At 35.7% G+C, this 23,187-nt stretch carries 19 protein-coding genes, 1 pseudogene, 1 CRISPR repeat array and 2 riboswitches; of the genes and pseudogenes, 16 read left to right on the top strand and 4 right to left on the bottom strand.

The genetic code is table 11. The annotated features are described in order from the left end of the window. Positions 1-143: 143 nt before the first annotated feature. The 8 genes from cas5c (at position 144) to ACH6CY_RS06535 (ending at position 8,267) form a co-directional block, all read left to right on the top strand. On the top strand, positions 144-863 hold the full coding sequence (gene cas5c / locus ACH6CY_RS06570; protein ID WP_374066502.1) for a type I-C CRISPR-associated protein Cas5c: 720 nt from the start codon (positions 144-146) through the stop codon (positions 861-863). 1 nt (position 864) lies between these two features. Beyond that, positions 865-2,763, top strand: a complete 1,899-nt coding sequence (gene cas8c / locus ACH6CY_RS06565) for a type I-C CRISPR-associated protein Cas8c/Csd1 (RefSeq protein WP_374066501.1) — start codon at positions 865-867, stop codon at positions 2,761-2,763. Next, positions 2,760-3,611: a type I-C CRISPR-associated protein Cas7/Csd2 gene (gene cas7c, locus ACH6CY_RS06560; RefSeq protein ID WP_374066500.1), complete on the top strand. Its 852-nt coding sequence runs from the start codon at positions 2,760-2,762 to the stop codon at positions 3,609-3,611. The genes cas8c and cas7c overlap by 4 nt, the downstream gene beginning before the upstream one ends. Beyond that, positions 3,601-4,257: a CRISPR-associated protein Cas4 gene (gene cas4 / locus ACH6CY_RS06555; protein WP_374066499.1), complete on the top strand. Its 657-nt coding sequence runs from the start codon at positions 3,601-3,603 to the stop codon at positions 4,255-4,257. Before cas7c ends, cas4 begins: the two co-directional genes overlap by 11 nt. Beyond that, positions 4,254-5,285: a type I-C CRISPR-associated endonuclease Cas1c gene (cas1c, locus tag ACH6CY_RS06550; RefSeq protein WP_374066498.1), complete on the top strand. Its 1,032-nt coding sequence runs from the start codon at positions 4,254-4,256 to the stop codon at positions 5,283-5,285. The genes cas4 and cas1c overlap by 4 nt, the downstream gene beginning before the upstream one ends. An 11-nt stretch (positions 5,286-5,296) precedes the next feature. After that, the gene (gene cas2, locus ACH6CY_RS06545; protein ID WP_374066497.1) at positions 5,297-5,587 is read left to right on the top strand and encodes a CRISPR-associated endonuclease Cas2; all 291 of its coding nucleotides are present in this window, start codon (positions 5,297-5,299) and stop codon (positions 5,585-5,587) included. A 171-nt stretch (positions 5,588-5,758) separates the two neighbouring features. Next, a CRISPR array of direct repeats spans positions 5,759-6,862; the repeat unit is 32 nt; unit sequence GTCGCACTCTTTATGGGTGCGTGGATTGAAAT. A gap of 135 nt (positions 6,863-6,997) precedes the next feature. Further along, entirely contained in the window at positions 6,998-7,258 is a 261-nt protein-coding gene (locus tag ACH6CY_RS06540; protein ID WP_374066495.1) for a transposase, read from the top strand. Between the two features lie 364 nt (positions 7,259-7,622). Next, on the top strand, positions 7,623-8,267 hold the full coding sequence (locus tag ACH6CY_RS06535; protein ID WP_374066493.1) for a restriction endonuclease subunit S: 645 nt from the start codon (positions 7,623-7,625) through the stop codon (positions 8,265-8,267). A gap of 153 nt (positions 8,268-8,420) precedes the next feature. On the opposite strand, the pseudogene ACH6CY_RS06530 reads toward ACH6CY_RS06535, so the two are convergent. After that, positions 8,421-9,536: pseudogene (locus ACH6CY_RS06530) on the bottom strand (IS4 family transposase). A 224-nt stretch (positions 9,537-9,760) separates the two neighbouring features. On the opposite strand from ACH6CY_RS06530, the gene ACH6CY_RS06525 reads away from it, so the two are divergent. Beyond that, a complete protein-coding gene (locus ACH6CY_RS06525; protein WP_374066491.1) occupies positions 9,761-10,690 on the top strand; it encodes a site-specific integrase in 930 nt (309 codons plus the stop codon). A 35-nt stretch (positions 10,691-10,725) separates the two neighbouring features. Here ACH6CY_RS06525 and ACH6CY_RS06520 read toward each other — a convergent pair whose 3' ends face one another. Then, a complete protein-coding gene (locus ACH6CY_RS06520) occupies positions 10,726-11,895 on the bottom strand; it encodes a restriction endonuclease subunit S (protein WP_374066490.1) in 1,170 nt (389 codons plus the stop codon). A gap of 72 nt (positions 11,896-11,967) precedes the next feature. On the opposite strand from ACH6CY_RS06520, the gene ACH6CY_RS06515 reads away from it, so the two are divergent. Next, complete coding sequence (locus ACH6CY_RS06515) at positions 11,968-15,024, top strand: type I restriction endonuclease subunit R (protein WP_374066488.1); 3,057 nt, start codon at positions 11,968-11,970, stop codon at positions 15,022-15,024. Positions 15,025-15,568: 544 nt separating this feature from the next. On the opposite strand, the gene ACH6CY_RS06510 is transcribed toward ACH6CY_RS06515, so the two are convergent. After that, positions 15,569-16,495 carry a nuclease-related domain-containing protein gene (locus ACH6CY_RS06510; RefSeq protein ID WP_374066487.1) on the bottom strand — a complete coding sequence of 309 codons (927 nt, stop codon included), beginning with the start codon at positions 16,493-16,495 and terminating at the stop codon, positions 15,569-15,571. A gap of 257 nt (positions 16,496-16,752) precedes the next feature. After that, positions 16,753-16,854, top strand: a riboswitch (purine riboswitch). Positions 16,855-17,039: 185 nt separating this feature from the next. On the opposite strand from ACH6CY_RS06510, the gene ACH6CY_RS06505 reads away from it, so the two are divergent. Then, positions 17,040-18,341 carry an NCS2 family permease gene (locus ACH6CY_RS06505; protein ID WP_374066485.1) on the top strand — a complete coding sequence of 434 codons (1,302 nt, stop codon included), beginning with the start codon at positions 17,040-17,042 and terminating at the stop codon, positions 18,339-18,341. A 120-nt stretch (positions 18,342-18,461) separates the two neighbouring features. Here the strand turns inward: ACH6CY_RS06505 and ACH6CY_RS06500 are convergent, their stop codons facing one another. After that, positions 18,462-18,896 (bottom strand): Hsp20/alpha crystallin family protein, encoded by a 435-nt coding sequence (locus ACH6CY_RS06500; protein ID WP_374066484.1) that lies wholly within the window; start codon positions 18,894-18,896, stop codon positions 18,462-18,464. A 215-nt stretch (positions 18,897-19,111) separates the two neighbouring features. On the opposite strand from ACH6CY_RS06500, the gene ACH6CY_RS06495 reads away from it, so the two are divergent. The 5 genes from ACH6CY_RS06495 to purB all read left to right on the top strand — a co-directional run bounded on the left by ACH6CY_RS06495 (position 19,112) and on the right by purB (position 23,178). Next, a complete protein-coding gene (locus ACH6CY_RS06495; RefSeq protein ID WP_374066482.1) occupies positions 19,112-19,693 on the top strand; it encodes a DUF2179 domain-containing protein in 582 nt (193 codons plus the stop codon). Then, on the top strand, positions 19,653-19,874 hold the full coding sequence (locus ACH6CY_RS06490; RefSeq protein ID WP_374066481.1) for an NETI motif-containing protein: 222 nt from the start codon (positions 19,653-19,655) through the stop codon (positions 19,872-19,874). The genes ACH6CY_RS06495 and ACH6CY_RS06490 overlap by 41 nt, the downstream gene beginning before the upstream one ends. An 81-nt stretch (positions 19,875-19,955) precedes the next feature. Further along, a riboswitch (purine riboswitch) is annotated at positions 19,956-20,055 on the top strand. Between the two features lie 214 nt (positions 20,056-20,269). Next, entirely contained in the window at positions 20,270-20,761 is a 492-nt protein-coding gene (gene purE, locus ACH6CY_RS06485; RefSeq protein WP_374066479.1) for a 5-(carboxyamino)imidazole ribonucleotide mutase, read from the top strand. Next, positions 20,748-21,872 (top strand): 5-(carboxyamino)imidazole ribonucleotide synthase, encoded by a 1,125-nt coding sequence (gene purK, locus ACH6CY_RS06480; protein ID WP_374066478.1) that lies wholly within the window; start codon positions 20,748-20,750, stop codon positions 21,870-21,872. The genes purE and purK overlap by 14 nt, the downstream gene beginning before the upstream one ends. 10 nt (positions 21,873-21,882) lie before the next feature. Next, positions 21,883-23,178: an adenylosuccinate lyase gene (gene purB, locus ACH6CY_RS06475; protein ID WP_374066476.1), complete on the top strand. Its 1,296-nt coding sequence runs from the start codon at positions 21,883-21,885 to the stop codon at positions 23,176-23,178. The last annotated feature ends 9 nt before the right edge of the window (positions 23,179-23,187 follow it).

Here is a 23,187-nt window from a genome sequence, read left to right as displayed (position 1 = left end):
TGCACGACCAACTTAGCTAGATAGCTTGGCAGATAAGCATTTTTAAGTCATTAAGGAATTTCTATGAATAATTCAGGTAAAATTATGTTCTTCATCTTTAATTTTCATTGAATAATATCTTTTAAAGGAGGTGAAAACCAACCATGAAACATAAAAATGAAATTCAATTTGAACTCTTTGGTGATTACGCGTTGTTTACCGATCCACTAACTAAAATTGGAGGTGAGAAGCTTTCTTACAGTGTCCCTACGTATCAATCTTTGAAAGGGATTGCAGAGTCTGTTTACTGGAAACCTACTATCATCTTTGTTATAGACGAGCTGCGTATAATGAAACCAATTCAAATGGAATCAAAAGGAATTCGCCCGATTGATTACGGGGGTGGCAACACACTTGCAAACTATACGTATCTAAAGGACGTCCATTATCAAGTGAAAGCCCATTTTGAATTTAATATGAATCGCCCTGATATGGCTTTTGATCGTAATGAAGGAAAGCATTTTAATATTTTACAAAGGTCGTTAAAGGCAGGGGGGCGTAGAGATATTTTTCTTGGTACAAGAGAGTGTCAAGGGTATGTAGAACCTTGTGAGTTTGGCAGTGGTGTTGGTTATTATGATGATGTTGAAGCAGATCACCATTTAGGAACAATGGTGCACGGATTTAATTATCCGGATGAAACCGGAAGAAATAGTTTAGAAGTTAGACTTTGGCATCCAGTAATGAAAAAAGGATATATTCATTTTCAAAAACCAGAAGAATGTTCGATTGTCCGCCCAGTGAAAAATATGGAAGCAAAGCATTTTAACGCAGACAATGTGGAAGCTGCAGAATTATTAATTGATCGTATAGGAGGTGAATGAGTTGAGTTGGTTACTACAGCTGTATGAGACATATGAAGCAAATGAAAATCAGGTTGGAAAAACAATAAAAAAACCCAATGACAAGGAGTACACATTACTCCCCATTTCCCACACTACACAAAATGCACATGTTGAGTTAACTGTTGATGAAGATGGGGATTTTTTATCAGCACACATCCTTGAAAAGGAAAATACGATCATTCCTTGTACAAATGATTCTGCTAGTCGATCAGGTTCAAAGATTGCTCCTTATCCTCTTCATGATAAGCTAAGTTATGTTGCAGGTGACTTTGTGAAGTATGGTGGTAAAGTGAAGAATGAAAAGGATCTGCCGTTTGATACATATATACATAACTTACAGGAATGGGCAGCGTCTGATTATGCAGTAGATAAGGTAAAGAGTATTTATAAATATTTACGAAAAGGGAAGTTAATTGAAGACTTAGTTAAATACAACATACTAGTGTTAGATGAAAATGATCTATTAATCCATAAGTGGAATAAAAAATATGAAGAAACCATTGGAGAAAAGCCTAAAATTTTTTCAAGCGGAGCGACAGATCAAATCAGTGTTTTTGTTCGATTTAATGTTTATTCTTCGTCATCACCACAAGAAGTTTGGAAAGACAAAAATGTTTATGACTCTTTCATTGCTTTTTATAACGAAAAAATGAGTGATGCGGATATTGATTATGTCACAGGAAAGACTTCACCATCCACTGAGCGACATACGAATAAAATACGTCATGCGGCAGACAAGGCGAAGCTAATTTCAGCTAATGATAATTCTGGTTTTACTTTCCGAGGGAGATTTAAGACAAGTAAACAGGCTGCTAGTATTAGTTACGATGTCTCTCAAAAAGCACATAATGCATTGAAATGGCTTATTCATCGTCAAGGAAAAACGATTGATAATCGTGTCTTTCTTGTTTGGGGAAACGATAATAGTTCAGTACCTGATCCTGATGAAGATGCTTGGGATTTATTGCGAGATTCTGCTGTCGAATCCGATGGATCAGTGGATACAGACAAACCGTTTGCTGAAGAAATTAAAAAGGCAATTGCTGGTTTGCGGTCTGATCTTACTTATCAATCTAAGGTTAATTTTCTCATTCTTGATTCCGCAACAATCGGTAGATTAGGTGTTTTATATTATCGGAATATGGATAAGAAGCTTTATTTAAATCGTTTAGAGACATGGCATGAAACATGTGCGTGGCGACATCATTACCGGAAAAAAGATGGGAAATTCATTGATTTTTATGGAGCGCCAGCAACACGAGATATTGCCTTTGCAGCCTATGGACCTAGAGCTAGCGACAAAATAGTTAAAGGTTTAATGGAACGCATGCTCCCTTGTATTATTGATGGTAGATATGTCCCAAGGGATATTATAAGAAGCGCATTTCATCGGGCGTCAAACCCGGTTTCTATGGAAAGATGGGAATGGGAAAAAAGTTTAACGATAGCTTGTGCATTAATTAGGAAATCGCTTATTGAGAAAAAGGAGGTATGGGATGTGGCATTAGACCATGAGTCAAAAGATCGTAGTTATTTGTTTGGTAGATTATTAGCCATTGCGGATGTGATGGAAAGAAGAGCACTTCCAAGAGAGGAAACACGAGCAACGAATGCTGTTCGCTACATGAATTCATTTGCAAAGAATCCAAGCAGAACGTGGAAAACATTACAAGATAGTTTGCAGCCATATCAGGCAAAATTAGGCACTAAAGTAACAGCATTATCACGTATGATTGATGAAGTTGCAGACCAGTTTGAAATGGAAGATTTTAATAATAAGCCATTGTCAGAAAAGTATTTATTAGGGTTTTATAGTCAAAGGCGTGAACTTTATAAAAAGAAAGAAAAAACAAATGAGAGTGAGGAGACAAATAAATGACTACATTAGATCACAAAATTGATTTTGCTGTTGTTTTATCTGTTACAAAAGCTAATCCGAATGGAGATCCTCTAAACGGAAATCGCCCTCGTCAAAATTATGATGGTCATGGAGAAATATCAGATGTAGCAGTCAAGCGTAAAATCCGAAATAGATTTCAAGATATGGGGGAAGCTGTTTTTGTTCAATCTGATGATCGTAAAACAGATAGTTTTAAAAGTTTAAAAGAACGAGCAGATTCCCATGAAACGTTGGCAAAAATCTTAAAAGATAAGAAACCTTCTGAAGCTGAATTTGCATCTATTGCCTGTGAGCAATGGATTGATGTCAGAAGTTTTGGGCAAGTATTTGCTTTCAAAGGAGCGACATTATCAGTTGGTGTTCGCGGTCCTGTATCCATTCAAACAGCAACGAGTATTGACCCTATAGATATTACGAGTGTTCAAATTACAAAAAGTGTAAACTCAGTGACGAGTGAAACAAGAAGCTCAGATACAATGGGAATGAAGCATCGAGTCGATTTCGGGGTTTATGTATTTAAAGGGAGTATTAATACACAACTTGCTGAAAAAACTGGCTTTACAAATGAAGATGCAGAGAAATTGAAGGAAACGCTACTTACCCTATTTGAAAATGACAGCTCCTCTGCTCGACCAGATGGAAGTATGGAAGTTAATAAAGTGTATTGGTGGGAGCATAATTCTAAATTGGGACAGTATTCATCTGCTAAAGTGCATCGTTCTTTAAAAATAGAATCTACTACAGAAACACCAAAATCTATTGATGATTATGAGATTGAGTTGACAAATCTAGAAGGCTTAGAAGCGGAAGTTCTTGATGGACAATAAAGAAGATAGCTATTTAATGCTATCTGGGTTACAACATTTTAAATTTTGTCGTCGTCAATGGGCGTTGATTCATATCGAACAACAGTGGGAAGAAAATGTGAAAACAATTGAAGGCCGACATCTACATGAAAAAGCAGATCAACCTTTCATTCGCGAAAAGCGCGGAGAGAGGTTGATTGTAAGGGCAATGCCTGTTCAATCTCATCAGCTAAAATTGAATGGAATTTGTGATGTTGTAGAATTTGTCAGAGATAATGAAGGGATAAAACTTACAGGGGCAGAAGGTTTGTATAAGGCTTATCCAGTTGAATATAAGCGTGGAAAACCAAAGAAAGGTGACGAAGATGTCCTTCAATTAGTTGCGCAAGCCATTTGTTTAGAAGAAATGTTACTTTGCTCGGTTGAAAAAGGTTATTTTTTTTATAATGAAATAAAACGTAGAGTTGAGATTCCTATAACTGATGAGTTGCGAAATAAGGTAATACAGATGTCAGAGGAGATGCATCATTATTATAGGAAAAAGTATACTCCAAAAGTAAAAACCGGTCCTCACTGTAAGAACTGTTCATTACAACATATATGCATACCGAGTTTGATGGTTAAACGGAGTGTGAAAAGTTACATTGAAAGGAAGTTAAAAGAGTGAGAAAATTACTAAACACCTTATTTGTTACTCAATCAGATGTTTATTTATCATTAGATGGAGACAATATTGTGTTAATACAAGAAAAAGAGAAACTTGGAAGACTTCCTTTACACAACTTGGAGAGTATTGTCACCTTTGGTTATTCAGGAGCTAGCCCTGCTTTGATGGGGTATTGTGCGGAACGAAACATTTCTATTGCCTTTTTAACAAAGAATGGCAGGTTTTTAGCGAGAGTGATTGGTCAAAGCAAAGGTAATGTAGTATTAAGGAAGAAACAATATCAATTGTCTGAAGAGGAGTTGCCTTCTGCTAGCGTTTCTCGTAATTTTATCATTGGGAAAGTGTATAATAACAAATGGATGTTAGAAAGAATGACGAGAAATTATCCATTGAGGATAGATGTAGAAAAATTTAAAAATGTTTCAAAACAACTAACCGTTATTCTAGAAGAACTAAAAAAATGTGAAGATTTAGAACGCTTGAGAGGGTGGGAAGGACAAGCTGCGATAAATTACAATAAAGTGTTTGATTCGATGATTTTGCAACAAAAGGATGATTTTTCCTTTCGTTTGAGAACTAGAAGACCGCCTCTTGATAATGTTAATGCAATGTTATCCTTTGCCTACACCTTGCTTGCAAATGATATGACTGCTGCTTTAGAATCGGTTGGTCTCGATGCATATGTTGGTTTTATGCATCAGGATAGACCAGGTAGAGCTTCATTGGCTCTTGATATGATGGAAGAATTACGTGGGGTACTAGCAGATAAATTTGTTTTATCTATAATAAATCGCAGAGAGATAACGAAAGATGGTTTTTTTAAGAAAGAAAATGGTGCTGTTATTATGACAGATGAGGCTAGAAAGAAATTTTTAAAATCATGGCAATTAAAGAAACAAGAAAAAATAACGCATCCATTTCTCGGTGAAAAAATTTCATGGGGGCTTGTACCGTATGCTCAATCTTTATTGCTAGCACGTTTTTTACGTGGCGATCTAGATGAATACCCACCATTTTTGTGGAAGTAGGTGACTTATTTATGTTGGTATTAATCACATATGATGTTAGTACGTCATCACCCGGCGGAACGAAAAGACTTCGAAAGGTATCAAAAGCTTGTCAAAATTATGGTCAACGTGTTCAAAATTCGGTTTTTGAATGCAATGTAGACACTGCTCAATATACATCTCTCAAATTTAAATTAGAAAAATTGATCGATCCTATGAAAGACAGCCTTAGATTTTATAAATTAGGTAATAATTACAAAACAAAAGTGGAACACATAGGAGCTAAAGAATCAATAGATCTTGAGGAACCATTATTGTTTTGATTAGTGCTAACCTATAGCATACACAAATTCTCTATTAGGTTAGCACCAAGACAATTCCTTAAATTAGAAAAAATAATAGTATTATGGCGGAGTTTTTAACGAATTTTAGATGTGTAGAGAAATATATATCTATTTTAAGAACGTACATTCTTATTTTTGTTGAAATTCGCCGTCGCACTCTTTATGGGTGCGTGGATTGAAATTGCTAAATCACCGAATATATGCATTAATCCAGTGTCGCACTCTTTATGGGTGCGTGGATTGAAATTTTTGGGTCCATCTCTTTTTTAACTCTTGCATAGTCGCACTCTTTATGGGTGCGTGGATTGAAATTTATGTTCCGATGAGTATTAGAAAAGGTAATGCTTGGTCGCACTCTTTATGGGTGCGTGGATTGAAATTGATTCTTCCCTCCAACCCAAACCTCCGCACTTTTCGTCGCACTCTTTATGGGTGCGTGGATTGAAATTCCTATTTTATCTAACTTAAATGTATTTAATATTGTCGCACTCTTTATGGGTGCGTGGATTGAAATTATGGACTTAAAAAGTAGTTATCCATATGTAATGCGTCGCACTCTTTATGGGTGCGTGGATTGAAATTATGTTAATCTTTTTAACTTGTTTCATGGCAATACCGTCGCACTCTTTATGGGTGCGTGGATTGAAATGATATTATTATTGTTTTATCTACTACCTATTTTAAAGTCGCACTCTTTATGGGTGCGTGGATTGAAATCTGCTCAGTCTATTTGACAAAAAAGATGTACCAGAGTCGCACTCTTTATGGGTGCGTGGATTGAAATCTTTACTTGGAGGAAACGTATGTTTGTTATGACCCGTCGCACTCTTTATGGGTGCGTGGATTGAAATATTTCTTTAGCGTAAATATCAGCAAATTTTCGCCCGTCGCACTCTTTATGGGTGCGTGGATTGAAATTGTAGGATTATTTGAAATTACTAAAAAAGATCGAAAGTCGCACTCTTTATGGGTGCGTGGATTGAAATAAACTGATTTAATCCGAAATTTATATAATACAATGTCGCACTCTTTATGGGTGCGTGGATTGAAATCTCTGAAATATACTCTTGCAAAAATAAGATGTCCCCGTCGCACTCTTTATGGGTGCGTGGATTGAAATGCAAAGTCGCCCGAAGTAGTTCCGGCGATTTTAGCGTCGCACTCTTTATGGGTGCGTGGATTGAAATACTAACAGCTAAAAACAAAGATATTTGTAATTCGTGTCGCACTCTTTATGGGTGCGTGGATTGAAATCCCGTTGTAATGTCACTTTCTTATGTTATGTGGGATCGCACTCCGTCTAATGCTAGAATATAAATTGGACAACCCAAATAGAGAAATTTCCTAGTTTAATATAGTACAATATTATTAGCTTGAGGAGATCGTGATATGGCAAAACGCAAGCAATTTAGTGCAGAAGTTAAGCAAGATGCAGTCAGTTATTATTATACATCGAGTAAAACCTTAGGAAAGGTGGTAAAGGATCTAAAAATTGGCGAATCTACACTCGGGAAATGGGTGTCAGCCGCCAAGAATAATAATGATGTGGTCGATCATAGAGGATCTGGAAATCACGCCTCTGATGCTGAGAAGGAAATAGCCCGTCTGAAGAAAGAATTACGAGATTCACAGGAGCCTTGGAAATCTTAATAAAAAAGGCTATGGTCATACTGAGTAATTAACAGGAACAATCTATAAAGTAACACGTGAAATGACATTGAAACGTAATATTTCTGTTAACAGTGTGCTCAAAATATAGGGCGTTTCTACATCTGAATATTATAGTTGGAAAAAGATGATCTAGGATTTAAGTATGAAATAAATATACCTTTTTATAAAGCTTAGTAGTCACGTCTATAGTGGTTGCTAAGTCTTTTTATTTGAGGAAACATAAGTTGGTAAAAATAGTGACTTATTGCTTTGTTAATTAATCTTTACAGAAATCGTAGTATTGGTTATGCTGTAATTTTAGGATTACGCTCTTCATCAACGTAAGTTAGAGACACTAAATCTGATGAAGAAAGGCTTTATGCAGGTGATGTTCCCGCAAAAAGAGGAAGTTGTGCCGAGATTAAGGTTTGCTGATTTTAATGATAGGTGGGAACAGCGTAAGTTGGGAGATATTGCTGATATTATTGGTGGCGGAACTCCAAGTACAACCGAAAAAAAATATTGGAACGGAAAAATAAATTGGTACTCACCAGTTGAAATTGGTGAGCAAACCTATGTTGATGATAGTCAGAAAAAAATCACAGAACTAGGATTGAAGAAAAGCTCTGCTAAAATATTACCTGTAGGGACTATCTTGTTCACTTCTCGTGCAGGTATTGGAAGTACTGCAATCCTTGCTAAAGAAGCAGCAACTAATCAAGGATTCCAATCGATCGTACCACACGAAGAGAGATTGGATTCGTACTTTATGTATTCAAGATCTCATGAATTAAAACGTTACGGTGAAAAATACGGGGCTGGATCCACATTTGTAGAAATTTCAGGTAAAGAAATGGGCAAGATGCTAGTGTTTATTCCAACACTAGAGGAACAACAAAAGATAGGTATTTTTATAAAAGAACTAGACAACCTTATCAATTTTGAACAACAAAAAATAGATACATTAAACACCCTGAAACAAGCATTCCTACAAAAAATGTTTATATAATATACCACTAGCGTTGCATAAATATTGTCGTAATTTTCAGTTTAATTACTCTTACTCTTTAGAGCCAAAAAAGTAAATACCCAACTAAAGGTGGCTCCATCCATTTGGAAATTAATTCACAATTATACTGATGCAACGACGACAAATTGCGTATTAAGGGATGGCTTTCCCTTCAATCTTTCGAATCCAGACACGTGCTGGTTTCCACAAAGCAGCCTTTAAATAACGGCTAATTTGTAAGGTTTTTCGCTTACTTTTTGTTTTGATTTGCGCAAGCACATGCAGGCAAAAAACAATAAGTGCGATAAACACTTGATTTTGAATAGCCCATTCACTTTGACCGTAAAACTTTTTGATGTTGAGATGTTGCTTTACCCATTTGAAAAACAGCTCTATTGCCCAGCGCGACTTATACATCTCGGAAATCTCTTCTGCACTTAAGTCAAAGCAATTCGTAATTAAATGAAGCATATTTCCTTTTGAGTCGATTACTTTTAGAACGCGAAAGTAATTTTCGGCACGGTTTTGAGTTGTTCCAATTAGCACCATTTGATCGGATAAAACAGATGAATCTTTCGGCAGTTTAAAATCATAAACTTCCCGTATAACAGCGTTTTTTCTCAGCCTTGAAAGGAAGAAATAGCCCGCATCTGTCATACGATCAAAGCGTTCGTAATCCAGATAGCCTCGGTCAAACACATACATACATGCTTTGTCATCGACCATGATTTCAAGTTGACCACGATCATGTTCTTTTGCGGTTGTCAGGATAGCTTTTTCTGGATAAGAAATCCCTTTTTCCATAAATACAAGGCGTAGATGCAACTTCACTCCTGCCTTTGTCTTTCGGAATTTTGCCCATCTATGGTTGGTTAGATTAAGTGGTAATGTACTTGAATCTATGATTTTTAACGGCATGACTAATTTTGTATAATGTGTTTGAGCATGAATTTGTGAGACTAGATCAAGGAATAGCCGTTGAAATAGACCTGGATTCATCCCATTTAAACGCCGTGACAACTGTGAAATACTGATTGAATCAAGGTCAACTGCTTTTTGAAGTTCGTCTTCAAAAAGACAATCACTTCATGCGTGCAGACTCTCAGTTTCTTGTAACTGTGAATAAAGCAATAATTTTAAAAATGACTCTGTCGTTAATTTTTTCGTATAAAAATCTAATTTCAAGGTTTTCACTTGTTCTTCAAATAATTGAAGATTTATTGGTGAAAACCATTGTCCAAATGAAGTTTTTGGTGTAATCTTGTCCATGTGTTTGGTCCTTTATTAGTGGATTTGGACGGGTTACCACCTTACTTATCCATTATAAAGGACTTTTTCTTTGCGCCAAACAATTTTATTGAACATTTTGAATGTTTTTAATAGTTTGAATAAATTTGCGCAACGCTAGTGATAATATACCTTTGCAAAAACATTAAACCCCTGAATAATAGAGTAAGTGATTCAATCACTTACTATCATCAGGAGGTTTTTTTATGCCAAGAAACACAAAATCAACACAGTCATTCCATGAGTATTATTCAGAGTGGATTGAACTCTATAAGGTGGGGGCCGTTCGTGATGTAACGCTACAAAAATATTATATGAGTCTACAACGCGTATTGGAATTAGCCCCACGTTTAAAAATGAAAGAGTTAGATCGCAGAACTTATCAAAAATTACTAAATGATTATGCACGTACCCATGAAAAACAAACCACAATGGATTTCCATCATCAATTAAAAGGAGCAATTCTAGATGCGATGGACGAAGGTATAATCAAAAAGAATCCAACTAGGAAAATTATCATTAAAGGTAAAGATCCAAGAGAAAAGAAAATAAAGTTTCTTAATCAATTTGAAGTCCAAGCTTTATTGAGTAACCTTAATCTTAAAGATGAAATTAGTTGGGACTGGTTTATACTATTAGTCACAAAAACTGGTCTTAGATTTTCAGAAGCTCTTGCGTTAACACCTAATAGTTTTGATTTTGCTAATCAAAAGTTAATTGTTGAGAATACATGGAATTATAAATTGAGTAAAGGAGGGTTTCAACCAACTAAAAATAGTTCATCCAAAAGAAAAATACAATTAGACTGGCAAACAGCAATGCAATTTTCTCAATTGATTAAAGATATGGATATTGATAAACCAATATTTGTAACAGGTAGGGTATTTAATTCTACAATTAATAATCGTTTGAAACGTTTGTGTTTGGACGCTAAAATCCCTGTTATTACAATTCACAGTTTAAGACATACACACGCTTCTCTTTTACTATTTGCAGGGGTATCTATTGCAAGTGTAGCTAGGAGGCTTGGGCATTCAAGTATGACAACTACACAAGAGACATACCTACACATTATTCATGAGTTAGAAAATCAGGATAATGATAAAATAATGAGACATCTATCAACTTTGTTGTAGAATATCATATAAAAAAGGCATGAAAAATGCCTTTTTTATATGAACATTTTTTGTAGGTAAGCTTTTTTAAGTGATTGAAGTTTATCAATTTTATGTTGATGAAGAGCGATAAGAAAATCTATTTCTCTTAAAAAGATACCGATTTTCTTTTGTTCTGTATAACTAGGAAATTCTATTTGTAATTTTTTAATAATAGAACCCGATAAATTTCCTTGTCCACCTTGAAGGTACTTATCAATTATTTTTTGTTTTTGACTGCGCAGCCACTGCATAATATACTGTGAATCATATCCTTCTCCTGTTCGAATCGCTAGAATTGCCTGATTAATAGCCCCGTTAATTCTTGATATACCGACTTCTCCACTAGTCGCACCATACATGGCGTAAAGGATATCCCCAACATCAACCATTTTTGCTGAAGAGTTATTTAGTCCACTTTCAGAGATGAATAATTCTGTTGAATCACTATTTATTTCCGCAGAACGAATGAACGGAATTTCACCACCATAATATTCACTTTTTCCAACTGCTGGGGTTCCACCTGAATAGGATGTTGTTACTTCCCCCAACTTACGCTGTTCCCACCTATCATTAAAATCAGCAAACCTTAATCTCGGCACAACTTCCTCTTTTTGCGGGAACATCACCTGCATAAAGCCTTTCTTCATCAGATTTAGTGTCTCTAACTTACGTTGATGAAGAGCGATAAGGTGGTCCAGGTCTTTGAAAAATTCACCTGTCTTCCGTTGTTCTTCTAGGTTTGGTACAAATGATTTGAAGTTTTCTACACTTCCTTTTGAAATGTTTAGTTGCGACATTCCTGCACCTTGAGACTTGAAATAGTATTGATGTGCGTTGATATACGAAAATAAGAACTGAGCATTCGCCGTTTCATTTGGTCTCAGTAATGCTACACGTTGATTAAGTACAAATCTATTATTTTCAGGTATCAGTGCTACTCTTCCTAACAAATCTCCATGCCCCACATCGCTAAGAATCATTACTAAATCATCTTTTAATAACGTATCTGCAGCATCATCGATGAACTTACCGGAATGCTTCAGTCCACCATCTATGGATATTGAATTAAGATTAATTAATTCATAATTTCCGCTTGTAGATTGTCTATCTTCATGCCCTTTACCGTTCTTATAAACTGTCATTTCGCTTAGCTTACGCTGTTCCCAATCGTAAATTATTGTCACATAATACCATTATCATATGCTATACTATAGCTAGTAATAGGTACATTGTATTATAGTGTGTGGGGTGATGAGATGAGTAGTAAGACTACGTCAGAAGCTATTTTAGAAAATGATTTAATTAAACAATTAATCAATGGTGAGTCTCAATGGACTTATCGAAATGATCTGCACACAGAAGCAGATTTATGGAATAACTTTAGAGAAAAATTAGAAATCAATAATAAAGATGTCTTGAATGAGGTGCCGTTAACAGAACAGGAATTTAAACAAATACAGAATCAATTAAACTTTGTTAATTTCTATGAAGCTGCTATTTGGCTATCTGGTGAGAATGGAATAGCAAAAGTCGAAGTACAGCGTGAGGATGCTAGTTTAGGTACTATTCGCCTGCGTGTAATTAATAGAGCAGATATTGCTGGAGGGATGTCTTCCTATGAAGTGATTAATCAATTTGAAAGTTCTAAGAAGACAAGTATAGAACAAAATCGACGCTTTGATGTCACTTTACTAATAAATGGTATACCGATGATACATATTGAATTAAAAAGTCGCAGCCATCCGTATATGGATGCTTTTCGTCAAATACAGAAATACTTGAAAGAAGGAAAATTTACAGGCATTTACTCTAGTTTGCAAATGTTCGTAGTAACGAATGGCACCGATACGCGCTATATTGCTACCGCATTGGACACAAAATTAAAAGAACAATTTCTGTCCAAATGGGTTGATGAAAATAATAAGCCTGTAGATGATTATTTAGATTTCGCGCGCAGTGTTTTATCCATTCCACAAGCGCATAAAATGGTTACACAATATACGGTTATAGATAACGATAGGAAGTCTTTAATTTTACTACGACCATATCAAATTCATGCAATTGAAGCGGTGAAAGAGGCTTCTAAAAGACAACAGTCTGGATATGTCTGGCATACTACTGGGTCAGGGAAAACATTAACCTCCTACAAGGTGGCACGAAATCTTTTACAGATTCCATCTATCCAGAAAACGATTTTTATTGTTGACCGTGTGGATTTAGATCAACAGACTACAACATCGTTTACCTCATACGCTGAGAATGATGTGATTGATATTGATGAAACGAGTAATGTGAATGATTTGATTAAGAAGTTGTTATCAGATGATCGAACTGTAATTGTAACAACTATACAAAAATTAAATCATGTGATGAAGCGATTTAGTGGAAAAGAAGAAACGAAACGTTATCGTACATTAACACAACTCAAACTAGCTTTCGTAGTTGATGAATGCCATCGAGCGATCTCGCCTCAAAAGAAACAAGAAATTGAACGCTTTTTTGTGAGGTCATTATGGTACGGTTTTACCGGAACTCCAATTTTTGCTGAGAACGCAAAACAAGCAATCGGAAATTTACCAAGAACCACTGAACAGCAATATGGCAAGAGATTACATGAATATACAGTTAAAGAAGCTATACACGATAAAGCAGTATTAGGTTTTCAAGTTGAATATAAGAGTACTTTTTCTGAAGAAGAATTAGATCAAGTAATAATTAAACTGCAGGGGGAAGATATCAACGTTGATGAGATAGATACTTCTGTGAAAGAAACGATGTTGCCAAAGGATATCTATGAAAATGAAGAACACATGTTACAGGTCTTGCATTCTATTATAAATAAATCACGAGCTAAATTAGGATTTAAAAAAGGAACAGGGCAAACCTATGAAGCTATCCTAACAACCTCTTCAATAGCAAAAGCGCAACGCTACTATGATTTAATTAAAAAAGTGAAATCAGGAGAAACGTCCATTCAAATTAGTGAGAAAACAAAAAGTATATTGCCTGATTTTCCTAAAGTAGCGATTACTTACTCTATTTCTGAGAATGAAGAGGTTTCTTTGTATAACCAAGATAAAATGAAAGAAACGTTGTGCGATTATAATGAACAGTTTGGTACAAGTTTCACTTTGGAAACGATTAGAGCTTATAACAATAATGTAAATGATCGTTTAGCGCGTAAAAAGGATCAATATTTATCGCGGGCAGAGCAATTAGATTTGGTTATTGTTGTCGATAGATTATTAACAGGATTTGATGCACCTTGTCTATCTACTTTATTTATAGATCGATCTCCAATGAAAGCACATGATTTAATCCAAGCATTTTCGCGAACGAACCGTTTATTTGATAATCCTAAGAAGTATGGTCAAATCGTTACTTTTCAAACGCCGAAGATATTTGAAGAGAAAGTAAAGGATGCATTAGTCTTGTATTCAAATGGTGGGGAAAATGACATCTTGGCGCCGGATTGGGATGAAGCAAAGGAAGAGTTTTTAAAGGCGATCCAAAAACTGCGGGATATCGCACCTTCATCGGAAGAAGTTGATCTACAAAATTTACCCTTATTAAAAAAATTCGCTAAGGCGTATCAAGCTTTAGATAAGGCTTTTTCATCTGTACAAGTATATAGTGAGTTTGATGACAATCAAATGGGCAGTATTTTTCCTATAACTTTTGAAGAGATTGAACATTATCAAGGGAAATACGTGAATGCATTAGAAGAGATCAAATCAGGAGGAGGAGAAATAACAGACGATCCATTAGAAATTGATGTTGAATATGAGTTAGAATCCATTAAAACAGATGAAATCAACTATGAATATATACTATTACTTATCCAATCCTTTATTCCATCTGGAAAAGATCAATATGAGTTACTGCGCGACCAAGAAGAAAAAGCTGTAAAAGAAGTGAATAAATACATTGTCGAATTAGAAAAAAATAATCAACAGCTAGCACAATTAATGAAAGAATTGTGGGGTAACATTCAAGAAAATCCAGAAGAATATCGTGATCAAAATGTATCAGTATTATTAGAGAATATGATACAAACCACCAGATATGAATTGGTTGAAGATTTTGCAGAAAAATGGTGTGTAAATGAAGATAATCTAGATTTTGTGATTTCTAATTACAAAGTCAATAGAGATCGCCAAAATGGAGAGTCAGAACTAAAGGTTACAAGTGATTACGATAAATATAAAGAAAACAATTCTGATGCGGTCAGTAAATTAAAATATTGGAAGACCGTTCGGCAGGACTTAGATGAACTGATGAATAATCAAATACTTCCGCTTAGAAGAAAATAAAGTATTCAATGAGATAAGATTTATAGAGTAGGCCCTTTAGTAAAATGATAGAAACACTATACTATCTGGTATGTGGTTTTTGTGATTTTTTAATGTTTCGATCAAAAAGTAAGATAGTGTTAGATAAATAGAAGATATTTTGCTAGAAAGTTATCTTCTCAATAATTTTAACAAGCCTAAGTTACCGTTAAATGCAAACGGTAACTTAAACTTGTTCTAAGCGCCCGATATAGCGTTGGATCGTCCGAAACGGTAACTTAAACTTGTTCTAAGCGCCTGATATAGCGTTGAATCGTCCGAAACGGTAACTTAAACTCGTTCTAAGCGCCCGATATAGCGTTGGATCGTCCGAAACGGTAACTTAAACTCGTTCTAAAAGCCCGCTATAGGGTTAACTCGTCTAGAACGGTAACTTAAACCCACTCTAAGTACCCGCTCGAGACACAGACACACGAGAACGGTAACTTAACTGAAGCAAAACCCCGAATCAACAGTAAATTGAAAGCATTCATCCAAGATCTCGGTCTAATAAAAATTCAAATCCTTAATTAAAAGTATAGTAGGTATGTTTTCTTTCTCCGTTAACTTTCATTTGTTTTTTTAATATCCTTCTAATGGTTTTTTTCGACACATTCATTTGGCACCAGTCATAAATGAAAGGTGTTGTTATTTTCTTATCGGGAAATAATGTTGAAAATTCCAGAACACTTCGCATTAAAGCGGATTCAAGGTCTTCAACCGATTTACAGTGGCTACACACAAGTATATTATGATTAATTGGGGTTAAAAAATTGAAACAAGAGGTGCAAACAATTCCTTTTTTTAACTGCTCATAGTTATAAAAAGAAAAAATCTTGTTGTCAGACCAAAAGTGTTTTTGATCATTGAGAAATGCGGCTAACTTTTTATGTTGATTTGTCTGATTAAATGAGTTTGAATTTAATTTCTTTATAAATCTATTAATCTGTGCATGGAACACTATCGGTAATTCTGTTGTGGCATGATACAATTGAAATTCGGAGTTAATAAAGACAACGTAGGATTCAATAGGGAATGTATATGGAGATTGTTGTAACATCCGTTGCAGTAAAAGTTCACTTCGTTTTAATTGATGGATTGGATTTCTTATTTCATTGCCTGATGAAATGGAATACCAATTGCTTTGTTTGATGAAAAAATCACCTTCATAGTTTTTGACCTCAATTAGATAGATTTTATCGCCACCAATAAGAAGTGTGTCAATTTGAAATTCTACTCCATTGATCTTAAATAAAAAATCATGGAGAATGAAATAGTTAGGTGATAACTGCTCTTGAAGTAGACGGATTAATTTTCTTTCACCAGAAAGGCCTTTGTTTAGGTTGTGTAGGGTTAGTTGCTGAGAAGCGTTTAAATTCATTCGTGGTTCTAAATAGGTGAGGATCTTCAGCTCTAGTGGAACGGATTGTTCAACAGGTGGGGAAAGTGACATTTGCATTTTCCTTTCTAAATTAGTTATTACTATAGTGTGGATACAAATTCATCATATGACAATTGTTTTAATAGTTCAAGATAAAACATACCATTATAAAAACTATAAAACTATTATATTATTTCAGCGCTAAAGCTCCAACACACTACCACCGGAAATATCCCCCATAACCGAACGTTAATTGTTTAAAAATTTAAAACATTCGTTTTTAGCTTGACTAGTTCCATATTCCCTTGTAAGATTAAAATGTATTAAAAATAATTTTATAGAAAATTCGTCGTATAATCTTGAGGATAAGGCTCTAGAGTTTCTACTTGACCACCGTAAATGGTCGGGCTACGAAGAAGAATGATTACTATTTTTATAGGAGAAGGCAATTTATTATTCTTTTATAGAAATATTTTTGTTATTGATAACAAATGGTTTCATTCTAAACTTCTGACTAGTCATAGAACACTCTTTCCGATAAAGGTAAGGGTGTTTTTGTTGTTTTGTTAGCTTAACCAAGAATTATAGAAGACAAGACGAAAGAGGGGGAAGTAAAGTGAAAAAGTTTTTTGAATTTGACAAACTCGGTACGAATTTTCGCACGGAAATAATTGCTGGAATCACAACGTTCTTATCTATGGCTTATATTTTATTCGTAAATCCAGCAACATTAGCAGCTGAAGGTACGGGTATGGATGTTGGTGCTGTATTTACTGCAACAGCTGTAGCAGCGGCTGTCGGTACTTTAACTATGGGACTGTTAGCGAAGTACCCAATTGCTTTAGCGCCGGGTATGGGATTAAATGCGTTCTTTTCTTATACAGTAGTGCTAGACTATGGAGTACCTTGGGAGACAGCGTTAAGTGGTGTGCTTGTTTCAGGACTGATTTTCATCGTCTTAACTATCTCTGGTTTACGTGAAAAAATTATTAATGCGATTCCTGCTAGCTTGAAAATGGCTGTTGGAGCAGGGATTGGTTTGTTTATTGCATTTGTAGGTTTTCAAAATGCTGGAATTATTGTAGCTAATCCAGCGACGATTGCAGGACTTGGTGACTTAACGAATGGAAACACATTACTTGCTATCTTCGGCGTGATCGTAACGGTTGTTTTAATTACGCTCAATATAAAGGGTGGCGTGTTCTATGGTATGATCATTACAGCTATCGCTGGTGTAGTTGTAGGTTTAATTGATCCGCCAGGCATGATTTTTGATGCACCACCTAGTTTAGCGCCAACATTTGGGCAAGCTTTTATGCATTTAGATGATGTCTTTACAGTACAAATGATTGGTGTTATATTGACATTCTTATTTGTAGACTTTTTTGATACTGCTGGTACACTTGTTGCGGTTGCTACAAAAGCCGGCTTGATGAAGGATAATAAATTACCTAAAGCAGGCAAAGCGTTATTTTCTGATTCGGCTGCAACAGTAGTTGGTGCGACGTTAGGTACGTCTACTACAACTGCTTACGTAGAATCTGCTACTGGTGTTAGTGCAGGAGGGCGTTCAGGTTTTACAGCTGTTGTGACAGCAATAATGTTTTTGTTAGCACTGTTCTTTTCACCTTTATTAGACGTTATAACTTCTGCGGTGACCGCTCCAGCATTAATTATTGTTGGTGTGATGATGGTAAGCTCATTAAAAGAGATTGAGTGGGATCAATTTGAAATTGCTGTGCCTGCATTTCTAACCTTAATTATCATGCCACTTGCTTATAGTATCGCGACTGGTATTGCGATAGGATTTGTATTCTATCCAATTACAATGGTAGCAAAGGGTAAAGTGAAAGAAATTAATCCGATTATGTGGTTCTTGTTTGTTGTATTTATTCTATATTTAATCTTCCTAAGCTAGGATAAAAGTGTTGGTGTGAACAGTTATTCACATCAACACTTTTTTTGTGGATTGCAGTTTGACAACTTTGATCGATATAATCGTCTAGGGGTCAACAGGAATTGGCCTTTCCATGCTATCTCATTCCTCGTCCAGTTGCTTAATCGTGATGTGCCTCTGATCTTCATTTTGTTGCATTTGTCGATGTAAGCGAAGTACTAGCAATCCATATTGATAGGTTGCATCTATTTTATCTTTGCGCACTGCAAAAGGTAATTCTAACTTTCGATCGAATGCTCCATGAATAATCTCTTCTTTAACAACTTGACCATGGTGATGTTCGAGCTTGATTTCTCCGCTAATAACTAAAGTTGATTGTGTGACATGAACATTAATATCGTTAATTTGCTGAACACCGGGTAAGCTCACATAACAAATAATGTCTTTCTCTCCTTGATACATATTCACTTGTGGAATTGGTGGTTTGAGAACATCATCAAATCCACTCCAAAAATTTTCTCCGAAAAAATGATCCATATTTTGCTTCCAGCCTTGCATTTGTTCAAAAGGATTCATCGCATATTCCTCACTTTTTTATCAAACTTACTTGTGTTTTCTTTTTTATGTGAAGTAAAATCAATTAATGTAGGTATTACACTATATGAATTTTCTTTTATAAGGTTCGTGTAACGAAAAAATTTACAATCCTAAAGAATAGAGGATTAGGTAAGTATATTGTGAGTATCTCGTAAATAAAAATAACAACAACAGTTGCGAAGGGAGTGTGCAAATTGTTAGATAATGCTATAGTGATGGTAACAATTATTTTAGTAATCAATATTTTTTACGTATCTTTCTTAACCATTCGTATGATTTTAACTTTAAAGGGAAGGCGATATATCGCTGCAGTCATTGGGATGGTGGAGATTACTATCTACGTAGTAGGGTTAGGATTAGTGTTGGATAATCTTGATCGAATTGAAAATTTGATTGCTTATGCGTTAGGATTTGGGATAGGTGTGATTGTAGGATCGAAAATTGAAGACAAACTAGCGTTAGGGTATATTACAGTAAATGTTATTTCATCTGATCCAGATATTTCATTTACGAAGCAATTGAGAGAAAAAGGATATGGAGTGACGAGTTGGTATGCATATGGGATGGATGGCGATCGACTCTCCATGCAAATCTTGACCCCGAGAAAATATGAGTTAAATCTTTATGAAACAATTAAAACAATAGACCCTAAAGCGTTTATTATTGCTTATGAACCAAAACAAATTCATGGTGGATTCTGGGTGAAGCAAGTAAAAAGGGGGAGAATCTCGAAAAGTGCCAAAAAGCAACAAGAAGCAGCACGGAAAACCGAATAAAAAACGGTTTTTCGTCCAAGAAAATGAAACCATTCAAGCGTGTTTAGATCGGATAAAGGTTGCTGGTTATCAACCGATTAGACGTATTGAAAAACCAGTTTTTAAAGAAAGTCAAACAGGTGTTGAGCCGGTAAGTCGAGAGATAATATTTGACACTGTTCTATCTAAAAGCGAACAATAAATGTTGTTATTTAAAAAACGTTCGATTTTATATTGACGTTTTTTGTATTCCTTGTTATGCTAAACATAGATTTTGAAGCATAACAACTAAATGTAAGTACCTCATATAATTTCAGGAATAAGGCCTGGCTGTTTCTACCTGTCACCGTAAATGACGGACTATGAGGGAAGATGATGCATGTTGCATTCACATTAGTAGGTGTTTTTAAGAAAAGTAGTCTGCTATTCAGTTGAACATTGGATAGGTGGACGTTATTCACTTTCTTAACAATAACATACATAGTGACAATGAATGCTACTGTAGTTTTGTGATCAACCTATTCATCTTCTCTCAATAGAGAGGTGAATAGGTTTTTGTATTTTTAAAATAACCTTAAACATGGAAGGGGTAAGAATATGGCGAGTGTTGGCGTGATTATGGGTAGTATTTCTGACTGGGATACGATGCAACATACGTGTGATACGTTAGAACAATTAAATATAAATTACGAAAAACAAATTATCTCAGCACACCGAACACCGGAAGATATGTTTGATTATGCAAGTGGGGCACGTGATAAAGGATTAAAAGTCATTATTGCAGGAGCTGGAGGTGCTGCACATTTACCTGGAATGGTTGCAGCAAAAACAACACTTCCAGTCATTGGTGTTCCTGTACAATCGAAGGCGCTAGATGGCATGGATTCTCTTTTATCTATTGTGCAGATGCCAGGCGGTGTCCCTGTAGCAACGGTAGCTATTGGCGATGCAGGAGCAAAAAATGCTGCCATTTTAGCAGCGCAAATCATTGGGACGTTCGATCTAACTGTAGCAACTCGCCTAGAGCACTATCAAGAGCAATTAAAGCGAAAGGTAGCGGAAATGAGGGAAGAGCTTGCAAATAAATAAATGTCTCTATGGATCAACGATTGGAATTATCGGTGGTGGACAATTAGGTAGAATGATGGCGACTGCTGCTAAACATATGGGCTATTGTATCGTCGTACTTGACCCCACCCCTGATTGCCCGACAGCTCAAGTGGCGGATGAACAAATCGTCGCAGCATATGATGACAAGCATGCGATTGAACGGTTAGCCAAAAAATGTCATGTGATCACGTATGAATTTGAAAATGTTGACTTAGCTAGTGCGCAGTACATAGAAGAGAAAGGATTATTGCCACAAGGAGCGCAGTCCTTAGCGATCACACAAGATAGAGAAAAAGAAAAAGATGCGATGGCTAAAAGCAATCAACCTGTTGCACCATACGCTATTATTCGTACAGAAAAAGAACTCGATCAAGCGTTAGCTACTGTTGGTTATCCATGTGTGGTTAAAACGTGTCGTGGTGGATATGATGGAAAAGGTCAAGTGAAGCTACAGACAGAGAAAGATCGATCAGAAGCAATAGAATTACTTCATCAGCAAAAACGTCTAATTGTTGAACGTTGGATTTCATTTGATAAAGAGATATCTATCGTGTTTACACGCTTTGCTAATGGTGAGATAAGTTTTTTCCCTGTTGCTGAAAATTTGCATCATGATCATATTTTATATATGACGATTGCACCTGCAAGAATTTCATCCGATTTAGCTAAAAAAGCAAAAGACGCTGCGAAAGCAATAGCAGAAACGATTGAAGTGGTCGGTACGTTTACGATTGAAATGTTTGTAAAAGATGATCGAATTTATGTCAATGAGTTAGCACCCCGTCCACATAATTCAGGACATTATACTATTGAAGCATGTAATGTATCACAATTTGAACAACACATTCGTTCGATTTGCGGATTAAAACCAATTCCTGTATATTTTCATGGTGCATCAATTATGATCAATTTGTTAGGTGACGATGTTGCTCCTTATTTTGAACAAATAGATAATTTTCCTGCGCATGTTCATATGTACGGTAAAGCAGAGATTAAACCAAAGAGAAAAATGGGGCATGTTACTTATATAGGGAACGATCTTGATGTATTATATGAGACGTTGGTAAATAAAAAACAGATAAAGATTTAGGAGGCAGCTTATGATTGAACGTTATACAAGGGAAGAAATGGGAGTTATATGGACAGAAGAGAATAAATATCAAGCTTGGCTTGAGGTGGAAATTTTAGCTTGCGAAGCTTGGAGCCAACTAGGATTTATTCCGAAAGAAGATGTGAAGAAGATTCGAGAACGCGCATCTTTTGATATTGATCGTATTTTGGAAATTGAACAAGAAACGCGTCATGATGTTGTTGCATTTACTCGTGCCGTATCAGAAAGCTTAGGAGAAGAAAAGAAATGGGTCCATTATGGCCTTACTTCTACTGATGTAGTTGATACAGCTTTATCGTATCTACTTAAGCAGGCAAACGATATTATTCGCAAGGATGTGAAACGTTTTATTGCTATTTTAAAAGACAAAGCAATCGAACATAAACATACTGTTATGATGGGAAGAACGCATGGTGTGCATGCAGAACCAACAACATTTGGATTGAAAATGGCACTATGGTATGAAGAAATGAAGCGAAACTTAGAGCGATTTAATGCAGCAGCAAAGGTGATTGAAACAGGTAAATTATCTGGTGCAGTTGGTACGTATGCCAATATCGATCCGTTTGTTGAAACCTTTGTTTGTGACAAATTAGGGTTGGCTCCAGCTCCTGTATCGACTCAAACGTTACAACGGGATCGACATGCACAATATATGTCAGCGCTAGCTTTGATCGCTACTTCTATTGAAAAATTTGCTACAGAAATTAGAGGGCTGCAAAAAACAGAAACACGCGAAGTGGAAGAATTTTTTGCTAAGGGTCAAAAAGGCTCATCAGCAATGCCACATAAACGAAATCCAATTGGTTCAGAGAATATGACGGGAATGGCTCGCGTTATCAGAGGATATATGATGACAGCATATGAAAATGTGTCACTTTGGCATGAACGAGACATTTCACATTCTTCAGCGGAACGTGTGATCTTGCCAGATGCAACGATTGCTTTAAATTACATGTTACATCGATTTAGTAATATTGTGAAAAACTTAACTGTATTTCCTGAGAATATGAAACGAAATATTGATCGAACGTATGGTGTTATTTTCTCTCAACGAGTATTACTTTCACTAATTGATCAAGGGATGAGTCGTGAAGAGGCATACGACATTGTCCAACCAAATGCGATGAAGGCATGGGAAACAGCGACACCTTTTCGTCAATTGATTGAACAAGAAGATAAAATAACGGCTACCTTATCAAAAGAACAACTAGATGATTGTTTTGATTATACGTATCACTTAAAAAACGTTGATCAAATTTTTGAGAAAATCGGTTTAGCATAAACGGAAGTT

The sequence above is a fragment of the Paraliobacillus sp. JSM ZJ581 genome (assembly GCF_044383835.1).
Taxonomy (GTDB): domain Bacteria; phylum Bacillota; class Bacilli; order Bacillales; family Amphibacillaceae; genus Paraliobacillus.
This window is presented reverse-complemented; position numbering and strand designations above follow the sequence as displayed.